This is a genomic window from Flavobacterium glaciei (assembly GCF_003350545.1).
In the GTDB taxonomy this organism is placed as follows: domain Bacteria; phylum Bacteroidota; class Bacteroidia; order Flavobacteriales; family Flavobacteriaceae; genus Flavobacterium; species Flavobacterium glaciei.
The window spans coordinates 393,167-410,347 of the sequence record NZ_QQBA01000001.1 but is presented as its reverse complement, the minus strand read 5'-3'; the positions used below and the strand labels follow the sequence as shown (position 1 = coordinate 410,347).

Sequence of the window (17,181 nt, the reverse complement as noted above, 5' to 3'; positions counted from 1 at the left end):
AATTTAGAGGCGTTAGAAACGTTGCGTTTTTCCTTTTTAGGCTAACTAATATTTATGCTTAATTTTTGCTTCCCCACAGGTTTTAGGATTGATCCGTGATGTGTTCCATAAACTATTAGACATAAAAAAACTCCATTATTTCTAATGGAGTTTTTGTGGGCGATGAGGGGTTCGAACCCCCGACCCCCTCGGTGTAAACGAGGTGCTCTGAACCAGCTGAGCTAATCGCCCTAATGCAATTTAGTTACTTTCGTTTCCGTTATTGCGTGTGCAAATATACGCCACTTTTCTAGATTTGCAAGTAAAAAACAAAAAAATTATAAAATTTCTGCAACTACAAAGGTGCTGCCGCCAATGTATATAAAATCAGATTTTGCAGCGTTTTCGATTGCTTTTTGATAAGCTTCTGAAACAGAATTATATACTTCGCCTTTTAGTTCGAAAGATGCTGCTTTTTGATTTAAAATTACAACATCTAATCCGCGAGGAATATTTGGCTTACAGAAATAATAGATTGCTTTTTTAGGGAATAAAGGCAGGATTTCATCTAAATCTTTGTCATTTACAACTCCTAAAACGATGTGTAAAGTATGAAAGTCTTCTTTTTGGATTTGATTCAAAACAATTTCTATCCCATTTTTATTATGTGCTGTGTCGCAAATAACTTTTGGAAATTCTCTTAATTGCTGCCATCTACCTTGAAGTCCGGTATTTTTTACCACATTCAATAAACCGGATTTTGTATTTTCGAGAGTGATTTTAAATTCATTCTGATTATTTAAAACGGAAATGGTTTGTAATACTGTTTTTTTGTTATGTATTTGATAGTCACCAATTAAATCAGAAGGGTAGGTTTCTGAAATTAAATCAGAAGCAAAATAAAATTCCGAATTACATTCTTTGGCTTTAACCAAAAAAACAGGTTTTGTTTCAGGAGTATATTCTCCAATGACCATCGGGATATTGGCTTTAATGATTCCAGCTTTTTCAAAGGCTATGGCTTCTAATGTATTTCCCAAAAATTGAGTATGATCCAATCCTATATTAGTAATAACTGAAACTAATGGAGTTATGATATTGGTGGCGTCTAATCGTCCGCCCATTCCCACTTCAATAACTGCGATGTCTACTTTTTCTTTTGCAAAATAATCGAAGGCTAAACCAACGGTCATTTCGAAAAAACTCATGTCATTCGATTCGAAAAAAAATTTGTGTTTATTTATGAAATCTGTAACAAATTCCTCGGATATATTCTTTCCGTTTATTTTTATACGTTCTCGAAAATCCTTTAAATGGGGTGAAGTGTACAATCCAACTTTATAACCCGCTTCTTGAAGAATAGATGCCAACATGTGCGAAGTAGAGCCTTTCCCGTTGGTTCCCGCTACATGAATGCACTTTATTTTTTCTTGCGGATTATCAAGATGTGCGATAAGCAAATGCGTGTTGGTTAAATCTTTTTTATATGCCGAAGCTCCTTGAAGTTGGTACATCGGGAGTTGATTAAACATCCAATTTATGGTTTCCTGGTAGTTCATGAAGTATTTAAATAATAAAAACTCAAAGATACTTGAGTTTTTATTATTTATCGTGCCGTTTATTCGCTTATTTTAAAATTAACAGTTATAAAACCAATTTGCGTTTCGGGAGCTTTTGGGTCAGCATACCATTTGTATTTTCGGGCAGTTGCCAATGCAGGTTCAATTAAACAAGGATTGGTGTTTGTTGTACCTTTAGTGTATTTGGCGGCAATTACGTTTCCATTTCTGTTCACTGTAATCTGAACTACTACTGTCCCAAATTCGTTGCATTTTTGCACTTCTTTGCCTCTGGAGCTTATGCTTCGGCCATTTAGACCCCAGCCACTTCCATTGCCACTTCCACTTCCTGTGCCATAATAGGTGTTGGCATAAGGATTGCCGTTTGGACTTCCTTTATCTCCAGGAGTATTATCATTACCTTGCCCACCCTGAGCTTTTCCGTCAGATTTTGGGCCATTCAAAATACTTGACAAAGCATCTGAGGTGCTTTGTGAAGGTCTTGGATTCTCTTTAGGCTTTGGTTTAACAATTTCTTTGGCGGTTTCCTTCGTAGGTTGTTTTTTTTTGGTTTCTTTTATAACCACAGCTTCTTCAATATCTTGTGATAGCAGATCATCGTCAGTACTAGAAGCAGTTTCTTGTGCTGCGGTCTCTTCAGGAGCTGATTGTATAGTTTCTGTAGGTTGTACCTCTCCTGATCCATACTCGGTAGTACCAAAGTTGATGGCGATACCGTTTTCTGGAGGTGGATCTAAAGAGGTTAATCCTAAATAAAAAAACAAAATAAAAAGGATCACAAAAATAATTGATGTGATTGCAAATGATTTTTTTTCTTCTTTTGTTTCTATATATTTCATTTAGAATAAATCTTGATTTGCGCTAAAATTATTTAGGTCTTACTGCTAAAACTACTTTAATTTGGTTTCTGTTTGCGATGTCTAAAACACTCACTGCTTTTTCAATTGGCACACCCTCTTCCGCTCTTAAAACGATACCTTTTTCTTTGTCACCAGCGAACAGGATTAGTAATTTTGATTCTAATTCAGTTTCTAAAACTGGTTCTTTGTCAATAAAATACTCTAATTTTTTATTGATGCTCACGGAGATATTTTTGTTACTGTCTGTTTTTCCTTTTGCTTTTGGTAAAACTAAATTTAGTGCATTTGTTGTCACCATTGTAGATGTCAGCATAAAAAATATCAGTAACAAAAAAACAATATCCGTCATGGATGACATATTGAATTCTGCGCTAACTTTATTTCTTCCTCTTAAATTCATGATTATGCTGGATCGTTTAATAAATCTAAAAAGTCAACGGCATTAGCTTCCATTTGATGAACTATCTTGTCTGTTTTTACTACAAGATGGTTGTAACCTACATATGCAATAATTCCAACAACTAAGCCTACAACAGTTGTTGTCATAGCGGTATAAATCCCTTCAGAAAGTGCGCCTACTTCGATTTGGCCTCCTGAGCTAGCCATTTTATGAAACGCCTGAATCATTCCTACAACTGTTCCTAGAAATCCTGTCATAGGTCCTGCTCCCGATATAGTCGCAAGCATACTTACATTTTTTTCCAATTTATAAATTTCCAGTTTTCCAGCATTTTCAATTGCCGTATTGATATCGTCAAGTGGTTTTCCTATTCTTGAAATTCCTTTCTCGATTAGTCGTGCTACAGGGGATTTATAGTGAGCACAGATAATTTTTGCGTTATCAATGCGACCATTCTTGATGTTATCTTTAATTTGTCCCATGAAGTTTATGTCAACTTTTGAAGCTGCATTGATGGCCATTAGACGCTCAAAATAGAGGTATAAAGCAATAAAAAACATCAGAAATAATGAAATCATTATTAATTGACCTGCTAATCCTCCGCTAGTTAATAGCTCAATAATAGATAAAGTTTTTTCAACAGGAACTGTATCGGCTAAACTTTCTTGTGCAACGGATAAGGTATCCGCTTGTAACAATAGACTCATAGAAATTTTATTTGGTATGAAAACGCTAATATATTATAAAAATTGCTAATTACTTAGAATAAAATATTTAACGAGAAGGTTTTGTTTGGGGTGTTACTTTTAAACCATATAAAAAGTCAGTTTTATGCATTTGTTACTAACAGGATGCATCAAACTGACTTTTAATTATAAATTTAAAAGCAATAAGATTGATTTTACAAACAGAGAAATATTATGTTAACTGCTTTAATGCGATTTCAAAAGCAGTAGCACTAATATTTGTTTTACTTGGGTTTAAAGCATGTGCTTTCTCAATAGCTTTTTTGATGATTTCTGAAGTATCTTGGAAAATAGCTTCATCCGTCATTTGTACTTTCTTTTCCATGAAATAAGCAAAAACACGAGCCATACCACAATTAGAAATAAAATCAGGAATCAAACTCACTTTATGATCAACATTTTCCATAATTGGACCAAAAAAGATTGCTGTGTCTGCAAAAGGAACATTCGCACCACAAGAAATTACTTCAAGACCATTTGCAATTAAGCTATCAATTTGTGATTGAGTGACCAATCGGGAAGCGGCACAAGGAGTGAATATTTCAGCACCAATGGTCCATATTTTTTGATTGATTTCTTCAAAAGGAATCATGTTTTCGGCAACCAGTTTATTTCCGTCTTTGGCAAGAAATAAAGCTCTAATTTCTTCAAAAGAGAATCCCTCTTCGTTGATTAATCCTCCATCTCTGTCAATAATACCAATTATTTTAGCGCCCATTTCGGCTAAGTAAAATGCAGCAGCAGATCCTACATTTCCAAAGCCTTGTACGATTGCTTTCTTTCCTTTTACATCTCCACCATAAATGGTATAATAATTACGCACAGCTTCGGCAACGCCATAACCGGTAATCATATCAGCAATAGTGTATTTTCTAGAAACATCAGGAGAAAATCTTGAGTTTTCAATCACTTTTACTACACCTTGGCGTAATTGTCCAATTCTGTTAATCTTATCAGCTTCAGTAGGTTTGAAGTGGCCGTTAAAAACACCTTCTTGCGGATGCCAAACACCACATTCTTCTGTCATCGGAATTACTTCGTGAATTTCATCAACATTCAAATCTCCGCCGGTACCATAATAACTTTTCAATAATGGAGAAACTGCTTTGTACCAACGTTGTAAAACGCCTTTTTTTCTTGGGTCATTTGGGTCAAAATTAATTCCAGATTTAGCTCCGCCAATGGCAGGTCCAGAAACCGAAAATTTAACTTCCATTGTTTTTGCCAAAGACAAAACTTCATTCATATCCAACCCTTTTCTCATACGAGTTCCACCACCGGCAGCACCACCACGAAGCGAATTGATGACCGTCCATCCTTCGGCTTCTGTTTCAGCATCTTTCCAATGGAAAACTATTTCAGGTTCTTTATTTTCGAATTTCTTTAATAAATCTTTCATTTGTTGCGATATGTTTAATTTTGGCAAATATAAAAAATAGAATAATGTGAAATATGTATTTTTTAATTTTATTTTGGAGAATAAATCATGCCGGAGCTATGATCTGTTTTTGCGCCTGTAACACTACTCAATACATTGATTTCTCCAAGTAATTTTAAAACGCCAAGTAATGCAAAAATCAATGCTTCTTTGAATTCCAGAATCTTGGCAGACGGAATTATCATTTTCATTTCTGGTAAATGATATTGAATTCTCTCGATAAGAAAATCATTGTAAGCTCCACCGCCAGTTATAAAAACACTTCCTTTTTTATTGGGCAAAGCCAAAGCAATTTGCAAAGCCACATGTTCTGTAAAAGTGTGTAATTTGTCTTCAATAGGAATCACGTAGCTTTCGATTAGAGGCAAAATTGTATCTTTTACAAATTCGAAACCTAATGATTTAGGATATTTTTTTTGGTAGAAATCCAAAGCATTTAATTCTTGTAATAAATCATAGTTACAAATTCCAGACCTTGAAATACTACCTTTATCATCGTAATCGAATCCCAGTTGATTGGCATAAAAATTCAAAACGGTGTTTACAGCCGAAATATCAAAGGCGATTCGCTTATTATTTTGTTCGAAAGATACATTCGAAAAACCACCCAAATTCATGCAATAATCGTATTCAGAAAATAAAATTCGGTCGCCAATAGGAACCAAAGGTGCACCTTGACCGCCAAGGTGTACATCTTGAACTCTAAAATCACAAACTACGGTTTGATTGATCAAATTTGCAATTTCAGATAGGTTCCCAATTTGTAGTGTGAATCCGTTTTGAGGTTGGTGCAAAATAGTATGGCCATGAGAACAAACGGCGTCTAGGTTTTTTATGTCTTTTTTTTTAATAAAATTTGAAATAATCGTAGCCAGAAGTTGCGTGTAGTCTTGGTTTATTTTTTTTAATTGAGTTTCAGAAAAATCAATTGCTTTTTTTAGTTTGTTTAACCAATCGGGCGTGTAAGGAATTGTTTCAGATTCCAAGATTTCGAATTCCCATTTATTGTTTTTTACAGTAAAAACAACGTGTGCCAAATCTACGCCATCCAACGAAGTTCCAGACATGACTCCTATTGTATTATACTTTTCTTTAAACATAGGCTAAATTTACGAAATCGTTTGAATTCTGATATTTAATAATTACTTTTGTGGACAAATTTAAGAACAATTAATTTACAATAAAAATATGGATTTTAATTTAACCGAAGAGCATTTAATGATTCAGCAAGCTGCCAAAGATTTTGCATTAGCAGAATTATTACCGGGTGTTATTGAGCGTGATGAACATTCAAAATTTCCGACTGAGCAGGTGAAAATGATGGCCGATTTAGGTTTTATGGGGATGATGGTAGATCCTAAATATGGTGGGTCTGGCTTGGACAGTATCTCTTATGTTTTGGCAATGACAGAAATTGCTAAAGTAGATGCTTCGGCCGCTGTAATCATGTCGGTTAATAACTCTTTAGTTTGTGCTGGTCTTGAAAAATATTGCAATGAAGAGCAAAAAATGAAATATTTAGTACCACTTGCAAAAGGAGAAGTGATTGGCGCTTTTTGCTTGTCAGAACCTGAAGCAGGAAGTGATGCAACTTCGCAAAAAACTACGGCTATTGATAAAGGAGATTATTACTTACTTAATGGTACAAAAAACTGGATTACAAATGGGTCAACTGCTTCAACCTACATTGTAATTGCTCAAACTGATATTGAAAAAGGGCACAAAGGAATCAATGCTTTTATCGTTGAGAAAGGTTGGGCTGGATTTGATATTGGACCAAAAGAAAAGAAAATGGGAATTCGTGGAAGCGATACGCATTCTTTAATGTTTACCGATGTAAAAGTTCCTAAAGAAAATAGAATTGGTGCGGACGGATTTGGATTTGCTTTTGCAATGAATGTTTTAAACGGCGGAAGAATTGGAATTGCATCACAAGCGTTAGGAATAGCAACTGGAGCATACGAAATCGCTTTAAAGTATTCGCATGAGAGAAAAGCTTTCGGAAAAGAAATTTTCAATCATCAAGCCATTGCTTTCAAACTAGCTGATATGTACGTAAAGGTTACTGCTGCAAAATTATTAGTGATGAAAGCAGCTTGCGAAAAAGATGAAGGTAAGGACATTGCACATTCTGGAGCGATGGCTAAATTGTACGCTTCTGAAATTGCTTTAGAAGTAGCTAATGAGGCTGTTCAAATTCACGGTGGAAATGGATATGTAGCTGAATATCATGTGGAGCGTATGATGCGTGACTCTAAAATCACTCAAATTTATGAAGGAACTTCAGAAATACAACGAATAGTAATTTCGAGAGGATTAGTTTCATAGATAAACTAAAAATAGTTGTTTGAGCCCTTTCTAATTTCGGTTAGAAAGGGTTTTGTTTTTTTAATACATTTACGAAAAGAATCTTTTTTAATTTAAAGAATTTTGTATTAGTTGATTTTAAGAAAGTGATTGCAATTTTTGTTCCTTTGTTTGTACTTGAAAATGAAGAAAAAATGAGGGTAGCGCATTTTTTATTTTGCCTCTATTTGACTTTCTTTGTTGTGTGACCTAAGTTTTTTAGGATAGAAATAATGTATTGAATTTGTTGAATTAAAGTATAAATATGCTAATACCTTCCATTAATAATAGTTTAAAAGAACTAATAGATTTGCTGAAGCAATTATCTCAAAAAGAATACTCCAGTTTTTGTGCGGAATTGAGTAATGCAACTATTGGAGAGCATACAAGACATATTATTGAGATGTTTCAGTGTTTAGAAAATCAATATGATTCAGGAGTTGTGAATTATGACAAAAGAGAACGAAATATTCGTATTCAAACAGACACTGTTTCTGCTATTGAAAATATTTTATTGATTCAACAAAATCTAGAAAAAGAAAATAAAAAAATTGATTTGTTGCAAGTTATTGATGGTGAGGAAATCCGAATTGAAAGCAACTATTTAAGAGAATTACTCTATAATCTAGAGCATTGTATTCATCATCAGGCGCTTATAAAAGTTGCAGTTTTGCAATGTAAATCAGTAACAATTGATCCTAATTTTGGCGTTGCCCGATCTACCATAGAATATAAAAATCAATGTGCACAGTAAGTTTTGTAGCAAAGAATGATACAATTATCATTACATCGAATCGGGATGAAAAAACAGGAAGACCAAGTGCAATACCGCCAAGAAATTATACCATAAACGGAAAAAATCTTATTTTTCCAAAAGATTCAAAAGCAGGTGGGACTTGGTTTGTAGCTAATGATGAAGGTGCAATTTTAGTTTTGTTAAACGGAGCCGATGAAAAACATAAGGTGCAACTTCCATATCGAAAAAGTCGTGGACTTATTGTTTTAGATTTAATTAGCAGCTTATCGCCAAAGGATTTCTGGACAGAAATTGATTTGGATAACATAGAACCTTTTACATTAGTTTTATTTCAAAACAATGCTCTTTTTCAATTGCGCTGGAACGGAAATAAAAAGGAAACAACGCCCTTGGATATTCATCAAAATCATATCTGGTCTTCCTCGACTTTGTATTCCTTATCAATTCGAGAAAAACGTGCCGAATGGTTTCATACTTTTATGGAAGGAAATTCTGAAATTTCCGAATCAAAAATGCACGATTTTCATCGCTATACTGAAGAAGAAAATGATGAAAACGGCTTGGTCATCAATAGAAATAACGAGATGAAAACATTAAGTATTACACAAGCAGTAATAAAAAAAAATAATGTAACGATATTGCATTACGATTTGATTGCTAATCAGGATTTTTCGACCTCATTTATTACCGTTTAAAGAAATTTTATTGACCCGAGTTATGACGAACAGGCAAAGCAAACTATTTTTTCATAAAATTACCCATTGGGAATACTGGCCTTTCCAGATTGTTTATATCCCTATTTATTTTCTTTGGTCCTATTATGCCATCAAGGCAAAATCAATTTTTTTCTTTAATGCCTCTAATCCAACCATAAAAAATGGCGGTTTTATGATGGAGTCCAAAAAAGAAATCTACAATTTGATTCCGCAAAAGTATTACCCAAAAACGGAATTAATTAAAGAAGGAACTGCTCTTGAAGAAATTTTAAATGTGATTGAAGCAGCTAAAATAAAATATCCTTTGATTGCAAAACCAGATATTGGACTGCGAGGATCTGGAGTCAAAAAAATCAATACTGTTCAAGATTTAAAAGAATATGCTGAAAAAGCGAATTTCGATTATGTAGTGCAAGATTTAATTCCTTACGAGAATGAAGTTGGGATTTTTTACGTGCGTTATCCTCATGAAAAAGCAGGTAGAATTACAGGAATAGTTTCTAAAGAATTTCTGATTATTACTGGAAACGGATTCTCAACCGTTGAAGAATTAATTAAAGAAAATCCGCGATACGAACTGCAATTAAAGGTTTTGAAACAGGAGTATGGCAAAAAACTGCTTGATGTTCTCCCAAAAGGAGAAAAATTGAATTTAGTACCTTATGGGAATCATGCACGAGGCGCAAAATTCATTGATGGAAGTCATTGGATAACTCCAAAATTGACGGAAACTATCAACGAAATGTGTTTGCAGATTCCGGGTTTCTACTTTGGCAGATTAGATGTGATGTATAATACTATAACGGAGTTAGAGCAAGGATTGAATTTTTCAGTTGTAGAGTTAAATGGCGCAGGAAGTGAGCCTACACATATTTATGATCCAAAACATTCTTTGTTTTTTGCTTGGAAAGAACTTGCACGTCACATAACCTATATGTATGAAATAAGTGTCGCAAACCATAAAAATGGTGTTACATATTTACTGCATAAAGACGGCATGAAGGAATACAGATTACACCTTGAACAAAGCAATAAAATTGTAAATTTCTAAAATCATGAAGGCATTAAAGAACATTTTTGTTGGTTTTTTAGTGAGCTTTATTGGTTCCATACCATTAGGATATTTGAATGTTATAGGTTTTGAAATTTATTCAAGGTTAGGAATGAACAGCTTGGTGTTCTTTTTATTGGGAGTAATTTTCGTGGAGATGTTTGTGATTTATTTCACTTTAATTTTTGCAAAGCAACTGGTCAATAATAAAAAACTTATGAAATTTATTGATTTTTTTGCCGTTTTCTTTCTGTTGATTATTGGGTTTTCTTTTTATGCTAGTGGAAATCAAACAATAGAACAGCAAAATGTTTTAGATAAATATGCGATGTATTCTCCTTTTCTGATTGGTGTTTTTTTGAGTGCTATTAATTTTCTTCAAGTACCATTTTGGACCGGATGGAATCTGTATTTAGTTAATGGGAATTACATTTCCATTGTAAATAAACTCAAACTGTTTTATATTGCAGGGACTTTAATAGGTACATTTATGGGAATGTTGAGTTTAGTTTTAATATTGAATACATTGGATCAAAACACAACCAGCTTTTCTAAATATGTAATTCCTATTGTGATTCCGTTATTTTTTGTGATTTTAGCTGTTGTTCAAATGGTTAAAGTATATAAAAAATATTATCATAAAAAAGTCTGAATAAATAAGTATAACACTAAATCATATCTTTTTACAAACTACAAATCCGCTTTAATTATGAAAAAAGTTTTTCTGTTACTTCCATTTCTTTTCTTGTGCTGCAAACCAATTTCTTCAGTTGGTACTGAAACTCCAACAAATGAACCGATGTCTATTGCATATAAAGTAAAAGAAAATGATGTTGCCAAAACATTAAAATATTTAGCTTCAGATGAACTAGAAGGGAGAGAAACCGGAAAGGCAGGAATGGTAAAAGCTGCGGATTATTTAGAACAAATTTTCAAAGACAATAATGTAAAACCGTATTTCAAATCGTATCGTGATACGTTATCAACTTTTAAAGAAATGGCATTTAATGTTGTAGGTGTAGTGGAGGGAAATGACCCAGTTTTAAAAAATGAATATATAATTCTAAGTGCTCATTACGACCATATAGGTTTCGATAAAAAAGGAGTAAATGGTGATTTTATAAACAATGGTGCTAATGATGATGCATCAGGAACGACTGCTGTTGCTGAAATGGCAAAATATTTCAGTACCGCAAGAAATAATAAACGCAGCATTCTTTTTGTGTTTTTTACAGGCGAAGAAAAAGGCTTATTGGGTTCTAAACATTTAGCCAAAAAACTGAAAGCACAAGATTTTAAATTATATGCCCAGTTTAATATTGAAATGATTGGCGTGCCAATGAAAAGAGATTATCTAGCATATATTACTGGTTTTGATAAGTCGAACATGGCAGGTAAAATCAACGAGTATACTGGAAAAAACACGATTGGTTTTCTGCCAAAAGAAGCCGAATACAAATTATTTTACAGGTCAGATAACTATTCTTTCTACGAACTTTTTAAAGTGCCTTGCCAGTCCGTAAGTACGTTCGATTTTGAAAACTTTGAGTTTTATCACCATGTTTCGGACGATTTCAGTGCTATGGATATTCCGCACATGACTTCTTTCATTCAGGAATTACTGCCAGCTGTGACTAAAATGGCAAACACACCAACTAAGGAAATTATAATGCTAAAATAGTTTAAGAAACGGCCTGAGTCATATCGTAAGCCAAAATTAAATATTCATTATTGTTGAATTTAAAATCTCCAATAATAGTCCATTTTAGTTTTTCGGTGTGCGCTTTTGTGGAAGGGATATTTATTTTATTAATAAATGTCAAAGCCAATGGATATTTCAGTAACATATGTGTTCTCATGAATTCAAACAGTGGTGTTATCAATCCTTTTCCTCGGTATTCTTTGTGAATACAAATGGGACCGTATTGAAAACTATTGGTAGTGGTGATGTCAAAATCTAAAAATGTCAGTTCCGAAAATAAGGAACTCATGTAATCGAAAATGGGCCATTGTTTGAAGAAATCCCAACTTCCTGCAAAAATATAAGCAATGATTTTGTTCTGGTCTTTAGCAATAAATAAGTTGTTTTGATTGATAACTTCTGTTAGTTGCTCAATAGTAAATGGTGTGGTAACAAAACCCGAAGCTTTTTCTTCTTCGGATAAATTAGCTACTAGATACAAATCCTGTAATGCCAATACACCATCTATGTCATTCATTTTTGCTGTTTCGAACTTTATGCTTTCTGTCATGTTGTGATAATTTGGATGTATCCAAAATTAAGAAATTTTATAAGAGTATATAATTTTTATTGTGACTACAATCCTTTGAGTAAAGCATTACTTTTTTACTGTTTTTGTTTATTTTTGCTACATGAAAAATATCATTATCACAGGAACGAGTAGGGGAATAGGATTTGAGTTGGCATTGCAATTTGCTAAGGCGGGACACCAAGTTTTAGCCCTTTCTAGAAAAATTCCTCAAGCTTTATTAGGAAACGAAAATATCACCTGTCTTTCTGTTGATTTATCCGATGAATCCGAATTAGTAAAAGTAACTGATTTTCTTTCCAAGTCTTGGAAACAAATAGATGCAGTCATTCATAACGCTGGAAGTTTATTGTTGAAACCCTTTTCAGAAACTACTCAGGAAGATTTCGAAAATATTTATAAAGTCAATGTTTTTGGAGTTGCTAATTTGACTCGAATTTGCCTTCCTTATCTACAAAATGGAAGCCATGTGGTGACGATTAGTTCAATGGGCGGAATTCAGGGAAGTTTAAAATTTGCCGGATTGGCAGCGTATAGTTCGAGTAAAGGAGCCGTTATTACGTTGTCAGAGTTACTAGCTGAGGAATATAAGGAGCGTGGAATTTCTTTCAATGTCCTAGCTTTGGGTTCTGTTCAAACAGAAATGCTGGCTGAAGCTTTTCCAGGCTATCAAGCGCCAATATCAGCGGGTGAAATGGCCAATTATATTTATGATTTTACTTTGACTGGAAATAAGTTTTTCAACGGGAAAGTTTTGCAAGTTTCTTCTACGAATCCGTAACCGGGAGTTATAAATTTTAAGTTATGAATTATGAGTGAAAGTATTGTAAAAACAAAGAGTTTTGAGTTGGCAATTAGAGGTGTAAATTTTTATAAATACTTGGTCGGTGAAAAGAAAGAATATATTATGAGTAAACAATTTTTGCGTTCAGTTACTTCTGTTGGTGCAAATGTCCGTGAAGCTGTAAATGCGCAAAGCAAGCCTGACTTTATTCATAAGTTGTCAATAGCCCAGAAAGAATGTGATGAATCTCTTTATTGGTTAGAACTTTTAAAAGAAACCAAATATATTTCAGAGATAGAATTCGAATCGATTTACCAACAAAATAATGAAGTTTTGAAAATTATACGAAGTATTATAATGACCTCAAAGAAAAACTCATAACTCATAATTTATAACTCATAACTACTTTGAGCGAAACCTTAGCCAGATACATTCCAGAGCATGCGGTAAAACCCGTTTTCGAACTTATTGTTGCCAATCAAGTGCACCTTAAGATTGTAAACGAGCGTCAGACGCGTCATGGGGATTATCGAAAAGGGTTAAGTGGAAAGCATGAAATCACGGTAAATTCAAATCTGAATAAATACAAGTTTTTGATTACGTTGATTCATGAAATTTCTCATTTAGTTGCGTTTGAAAAGTTCGGGCGAAACATCAAGCCGCATGGAAACGAGTGGAAATATTCTTTTCAACGATTGATGATTCCTTTCATTCGGCCAGAAATTTTCCCAAATCATTTGCTACCATTATTAGCGAGGCATTTCAAAAATCCCACAGCCAGTAGCGATACTGATGCCACATTAGCTTTAGCCTTGAAACAATTTGACCAACAAAATGATAAAAATTATGTGTTCGAAATTCCGTACGGTAGTGTTTTTCGTATCCAAAACGGAAAGATTTTTAAGAAAATTGCAGTAAGAACTAAGCGTTTTGAATGCCTCGAAATAAGTTCTGGAAAGACTTATTTATTCAATCCTAACGCTGAGGTTGAATTGTTGAAATCCAGTTAGTTTTACTCTTTCAAATATGCTTCTCGTACTTTTTTGAATAAATTAGAAGAGTAAACGAAGGCGACAACAGCTTCATTATCGGTTCTAAAAATTTCTTCTTTGTTTCCTTCCCACGCTTTCAAACCATCTTTCAGGAATAGAATTTTCTCTCCAATTTCCATCACAGAGTTCATATCATGCGTATTGATAACGGTTGTGATGTTGTACTCTTCAGTTATCTCTTTAATAAGATTATCAATCAAAATAGCTGTATTGGGATCTAAACCAGAGTTAGGTTCGTCACAAAATAAGTATTTGGGATTGTTTACAATAGCGCGCGCAATAGCAACGCGTTTTTGCATTCCACCTGAAATTTCAGATGGTAATTTTTTGTGTGCATCCGTTAGAGCTACTCTTTTTAATACAAAGTCTACACGCTCCTGAATTTTTTTATTATTGTCTTTGGTGAACATTCGTAACGGAAATCCAACATTTTCAGCCACAGTCATGGAATCAAACAAAGCACTTCCTTGAAAAACCATTCCTATTTCAGTTCGCAATTCTCGTTTTTCATCTGGATTTAATTCGGAGTAAATTCGGCCATCAAATGAAATAGTTCCAGATTCTGGTGTATGAATGCCCAAAAGACTTTTAAGTAAGACCGTTTTTCCAGATCCACTTTGTCCAATAATTAAATTTGTCTTTCCAGTTTCAAAAACCGTTGAAATACCTTTAAGAATTTTATTTCCACTAAATGATTTTTCTATATTTTTTACTTCTATCATGATCCTAGTAACAACTGCGTTAATATATAATTGAAAAGTATTATGGAAACCGATGTCCACACAAAGGATACAGTACTGGCTTTACCCACTTCTAGTGCTCCACCTTTCATGTAATAGCCATGAAAAGAAGGGATTGTTGCTAATAGCATTGCGAAAATTAATGTTTTGATAAAAGCATAAACGATATGGAACGGAATAAAGTCCATTTGGGTTCCATTTATAAACTCAGCGCTTGATATAAATCCGCCATAGACACCAGCCATCCAACCTCCTAGAACTCCCAGAAACATTGCGATTCCTATCAGAAACGGGTATAATAACAAGGCTATTATTTTAGGGAATACAAGGTAGTTTAAGGAATTTACTCCCATAACCTCTAAGGCGTCGATTTGTTCCGTAACCCGCATTGTTCCGATACTGGATGTGATAAATGACCCCATTTTCCCCGCCATAATCACGGAGATAAAAGTAGGAGCAAACTCTAATACTACCGATTGTCGCGTAGCAAAACCAATAAGGTATTTTGGAATCAAAGGATTAGTTAAATTTAAAGCTGTTTGAATGGCAACAACTCCTCCAACGAAGAAGGAAATGAAGGCAACAATACCAAGAGAACCGATAACCAAATCATCAATTTCTTTAAAAATTAGATTTTTCATTACGGACCATTTCGTCTGTTTATTGAAAATTTCTTTAAGCATTAGGAAGTATCTTCCTATTTGCGTTATATAGCGAATGAGCATCATAGATTTGTGAATATGGGCTAAATTACAAAAATTGTTAGGAGTTATCCCTTTTGATTCTGCTGTTTTTTGGTTTATAACGCTAAAAAAGCTTTTCTTTCATTTTCTTCAAGCGGTAGTTACGAATGAATTTTGCTTGTTCTGTTGTAACCAACAAAGGAGTTTTAGCCGCTTTAGCTTTCCAAAAACCCTTGATGTAATCTAAAAAGAGTAGCGGTTTCTTTTTCATCAATGCCAGTTTTGCCGAAGCTATGGAAGTGATAGTAAATCCGTAGCCTAAAGTATAAAACGCTTCTCCTTGTTTATAACGGGCCGTTTTGTTGTAATTAGCTCCAGTTGGTTTTAAATGTTTTACAATCAATGAAGCATCGGTAACGACTTTCCATCCGTAAAATTTTGATAATAATTCATCAACCGTGTCCCAACCCATAGCAGGTTTTAAATTCCCTATTTGTTGGAAACATTCTTTTCTATACGCTTTGAATGCCCCACGAATATGATCTTTATCAGTAAGATTTTCCAGAATCCATTCGCCATTTTTTTCGATGTAAGCGAATCCGCCAGCCATCCCTATTGTTGAATCTTTTTTGAAAATATTTAAAATAGTTTCGAAGTAATTGTTGGGTAAAATCAAATCTGCATCTAGTTTTACAATCACATCATAATTTTCGTCAAGTGTTTCGAAACCTTTAAGAAACGCCTGAATTACTTTGCTTCCCGGTAAATGTATCGCGCTTGAAGTTTTGTTTACTAAAGTGATAAACGGATTATCTTTAGCGTAAGCGGTAACGATTTCTGCAGTTTTATCCGTCGAATTGTCATTGACTATCACTACTTTTTTTGGTAAAACAGTTTGAGAAAGCAGAGAGTCTAAAGTTAAAGCGATAAAAGCTTCTTCGTTATGTGCCGGAATAACAATATAATAATTCATTTTTCTTGAGGGACTAAGTTTCTAAGATGCTAAAATTCTATGCTTAAAAATTGTAGAGTCTAGGCTCTCTTTCCTTCGGGAAGTGTTGGGGTTGAGATTTTTTCAGCGTAAATAATATAATATCTATTGGTAAATTTTCTCAATAAAGGACGAAGACCAAATTTCTTAACAGGATTTGTCCATTTTTCGCGGTCTATTATTTTCCAACCTGTTTTTTCTAGAAGCCAGTCTAATTGCCAATCTTCGAATTCATGATAATGTCTGTCCCACATATCGGTTTTGCTGCGATATGCTGGTGAAAACCACAAACGCAAAGGAATAGATATAAAAAGTTTGTCTGATTTTATTTCGCTTAAAATGGTGTATGGATTTAATAAATGTTCAAAGATTTCGAAAGCGGTTACCACATCTTTTTTTTGTGATGAAAAAACAGATTGGTCTTTGTCTAAGTCTTCTCCAGTTGTATTTGTCACTGAAAATCCCTCGGTTTTCATGATTTTAGAAAAAGGATTTTCAACGCCTAAATCTAGGATGGTTTCTGAAGTGGAGACGTGTTTTTTTAGAAATTCTAAAGTATGTTTGAATCTTTTATTGGGAAACGTTTTTTCGTACATGTTTTTTTGATTTTGCCGCATGGGCACGAAGGCACAAATATAGTAATAAATGTGTTTTTGGGCATTGTTTTTTAGCCCGGATGGGAATGAAAATCCCGGAGCTTCAAAATGTAGTTATTTAAAGGCGCAAAAAGCGACTAAAAGAAGCTTTCTTGCACCTTATAAAAACAAGTTTTGTAGTGAGGAATTGAA

20 protein-coding genes and 1 tRNA gene are annotated in these 17,181 nt (G+C 33.9%); 9 read left to right on the top strand and 12 right to left on the bottom strand.

What is annotated here, in order from left to right:
* Positions 1-156 precede the first annotated feature (156 nt).
* From DFR66_RS01985 to DFR66_RS01955, 7 genes are all read right to left on the bottom strand, one after another.
* A tRNA-Val gene (locus DFR66_RS01985) sits at positions 157-231 on the bottom strand.
* 86 nt (positions 232-317) lie between these two features.
* A complete protein-coding gene (locus DFR66_RS01980; RefSeq protein WP_114753156.1) occupies positions 318-1,538 on the bottom strand; it encodes a bifunctional folylpolyglutamate synthase/dihydrofolate synthase in 1,221 nt (406 codons plus the stop codon).
* A 59-nt stretch (positions 1,539-1,597) separates the two neighbouring features.
* The gene (locus DFR66_RS01975; protein ID WP_114753155.1) at positions 1,598-2,398 is read right to left on the bottom strand and encodes an energy transducer TonB; all 801 of its coding nucleotides are present in this window, start codon (positions 2,396-2,398) and stop codon (positions 1,598-1,600) included.
* Positions 2,399-2,426: 28 nt separating this feature from the next.
* A complete protein-coding gene (locus DFR66_RS01970) occupies positions 2,427-2,819 on the bottom strand; it encodes an ExbD/TolR family protein (protein ID WP_114753154.1) in 393 nt (130 codons plus the stop codon).
* A gap of 2 nt (positions 2,820-2,821) precedes the next feature.
* Positions 2,822-3,526, bottom strand: coding sequence for a MotA/TolQ/ExbB proton channel family protein (locus DFR66_RS01965; RefSeq protein WP_114753153.1), 705 nt, complete (start codon positions 3,524-3,526; stop codon positions 2,822-2,824).
* A gap of 211 nt (positions 3,527-3,737) precedes the next feature.
* Positions 3,738-4,964, bottom strand: coding sequence for a Glu/Leu/Phe/Val dehydrogenase dimerization domain-containing protein (locus tag DFR66_RS01960; protein WP_114753152.1), 1,227 nt, complete (start codon positions 4,962-4,964; stop codon positions 3,738-3,740).
* A 68-nt stretch (positions 4,965-5,032) separates the two neighbouring features.
* On the bottom strand, positions 5,033-6,103 hold the full coding sequence (locus DFR66_RS01955; protein WP_114753151.1) for an anhydro-N-acetylmuramic acid kinase: 1,071 nt from the start codon (positions 6,101-6,103) through the stop codon (positions 5,033-5,035).
* A gap of 88 nt (positions 6,104-6,191) precedes the next feature.
* On the opposite strand from DFR66_RS01955, the gene DFR66_RS01950 reads away from it, so the two are divergent.
* The 6 genes from DFR66_RS01950 to DFR66_RS01925 all read left to right on the top strand — a co-directional run bounded on the left by DFR66_RS01950 (position 6,192) and on the right by DFR66_RS01925 (position 11,554).
* Positions 6,192-7,331 (top strand): acyl-CoA dehydrogenase family protein, encoded by a 1,140-nt coding sequence (locus tag DFR66_RS01950; RefSeq protein WP_114753150.1) that lies wholly within the window; start codon positions 6,192-6,194, stop codon positions 7,329-7,331.
* Between the two features lie 283 nt (positions 7,332-7,614).
* A complete protein-coding gene (locus DFR66_RS01945) occupies positions 7,615-8,103 on the top strand; it encodes a DinB family protein (protein WP_114753149.1) in 489 nt (162 codons plus the stop codon).
* Positions 8,091-8,801, top strand: coding sequence for an NRDE family protein (locus DFR66_RS01940; RefSeq protein WP_114753148.1), 711 nt, complete (start codon positions 8,091-8,093; stop codon positions 8,799-8,801). Before DFR66_RS01945 ends, DFR66_RS01940 begins: the two co-directional genes overlap by 13 nt.
* A gap of 22 nt (positions 8,802-8,823) precedes the next feature.
* On the top strand, positions 8,824-9,873 hold the full coding sequence (locus tag DFR66_RS01935; RefSeq protein ID WP_114753147.1) for an ATP-grasp domain-containing protein: 1,050 nt from the start codon (positions 8,824-8,826) through the stop codon (positions 9,871-9,873).
* A 4-nt stretch (positions 9,874-9,877) separates the two neighbouring features.
* Complete coding sequence (locus DFR66_RS01930; RefSeq protein ID WP_114753146.1) at positions 9,878-10,525, top strand: hypothetical protein; 648 nt, start codon at positions 9,878-9,880, stop codon at positions 10,523-10,525.
* A 57-nt stretch (positions 10,526-10,582) separates the two neighbouring features.
* Complete coding sequence (locus tag DFR66_RS01925) at positions 10,583-11,554, top strand: M20/M25/M40 family metallo-hydrolase (protein ID WP_114753145.1); 972 nt, start codon at positions 10,583-10,585, stop codon at positions 11,552-11,554.
* A gap of 1 nt (position 11,555) precedes the next feature.
* Here the strand turns inward: DFR66_RS01925 and DFR66_RS01920 are convergent, their stop codons facing one another.
* Entirely contained in the window at positions 11,556-12,125 is a 570-nt protein-coding gene (locus DFR66_RS01920; protein WP_114753144.1) for a GNAT family N-acetyltransferase, read from the bottom strand.
* 121 nt (positions 12,126-12,246) lie between these two features.
* Between DFR66_RS01920 and DFR66_RS01915 the strand changes: the two genes are divergently transcribed.
* From DFR66_RS01915 to DFR66_RS01905, 3 genes are read left to right on the top strand one after another with little or no spacing between them, the layout of a single operon-like run.
* On the top strand, positions 12,247-12,924 hold the full coding sequence (locus DFR66_RS01915) for an SDR family NAD(P)-dependent oxidoreductase (protein ID WP_114753143.1): 678 nt from the start codon (positions 12,247-12,249) through the stop codon (positions 12,922-12,924).
* A gap of 30 nt (positions 12,925-12,954) precedes the next feature.
* A complete protein-coding gene (locus DFR66_RS01910; protein WP_114753142.1) occupies positions 12,955-13,308 on the top strand; it encodes a four helix bundle protein in 354 nt (117 codons plus the stop codon).
* Positions 13,309-13,334: 26 nt separating this feature from the next.
* Entirely contained in the window at positions 13,335-13,937 is a 603-nt protein-coding gene (locus tag DFR66_RS01905) for a SprT-like domain-containing protein (protein WP_114753141.1), read from the top strand.
* Positions 13,938-13,939: 2 nt separating this feature from the next.
* On the opposite strand, the gene DFR66_RS01900 is transcribed toward DFR66_RS01905, so the two are convergent.
* The 4 genes from DFR66_RS01900 to DFR66_RS01885 all read right to left on the bottom strand — a co-directional run bounded on the left by DFR66_RS01900 (position 13,940) and on the right by DFR66_RS01885 (position 16,989).
* Positions 13,940-14,701, bottom strand: coding sequence for an ABC transporter ATP-binding protein (locus DFR66_RS01900; RefSeq protein WP_114753140.1), 762 nt, complete (start codon positions 14,699-14,701; stop codon positions 13,940-13,942).
* Positions 14,698-15,447: an MlaE family ABC transporter permease gene (locus DFR66_RS01895; RefSeq protein ID WP_114753139.1), complete on the bottom strand. Its 750-nt coding sequence runs from the start codon at positions 15,445-15,447 to the stop codon at positions 14,698-14,700. Before DFR66_RS01895 ends, DFR66_RS01900 begins: the two co-directional genes overlap by 4 nt.
* A 79-nt stretch (positions 15,448-15,526) precedes the next feature.
* A complete protein-coding gene (locus DFR66_RS01890; RefSeq protein ID WP_114753138.1) occupies positions 15,527-16,375 on the bottom strand; it encodes a glycosyltransferase family 2 protein in 849 nt (282 codons plus the stop codon).
* Between the two features lie 59 nt (positions 16,376-16,434).
* The gene (locus tag DFR66_RS01885; protein WP_114753137.1) at positions 16,435-16,989 is read right to left on the bottom strand and encodes a class I SAM-dependent methyltransferase; all 555 of its coding nucleotides are present in this window, start codon (positions 16,987-16,989) and stop codon (positions 16,435-16,437) included.
* Between the last annotated feature and the right edge of the window lie 192 nt (positions 16,990-17,181).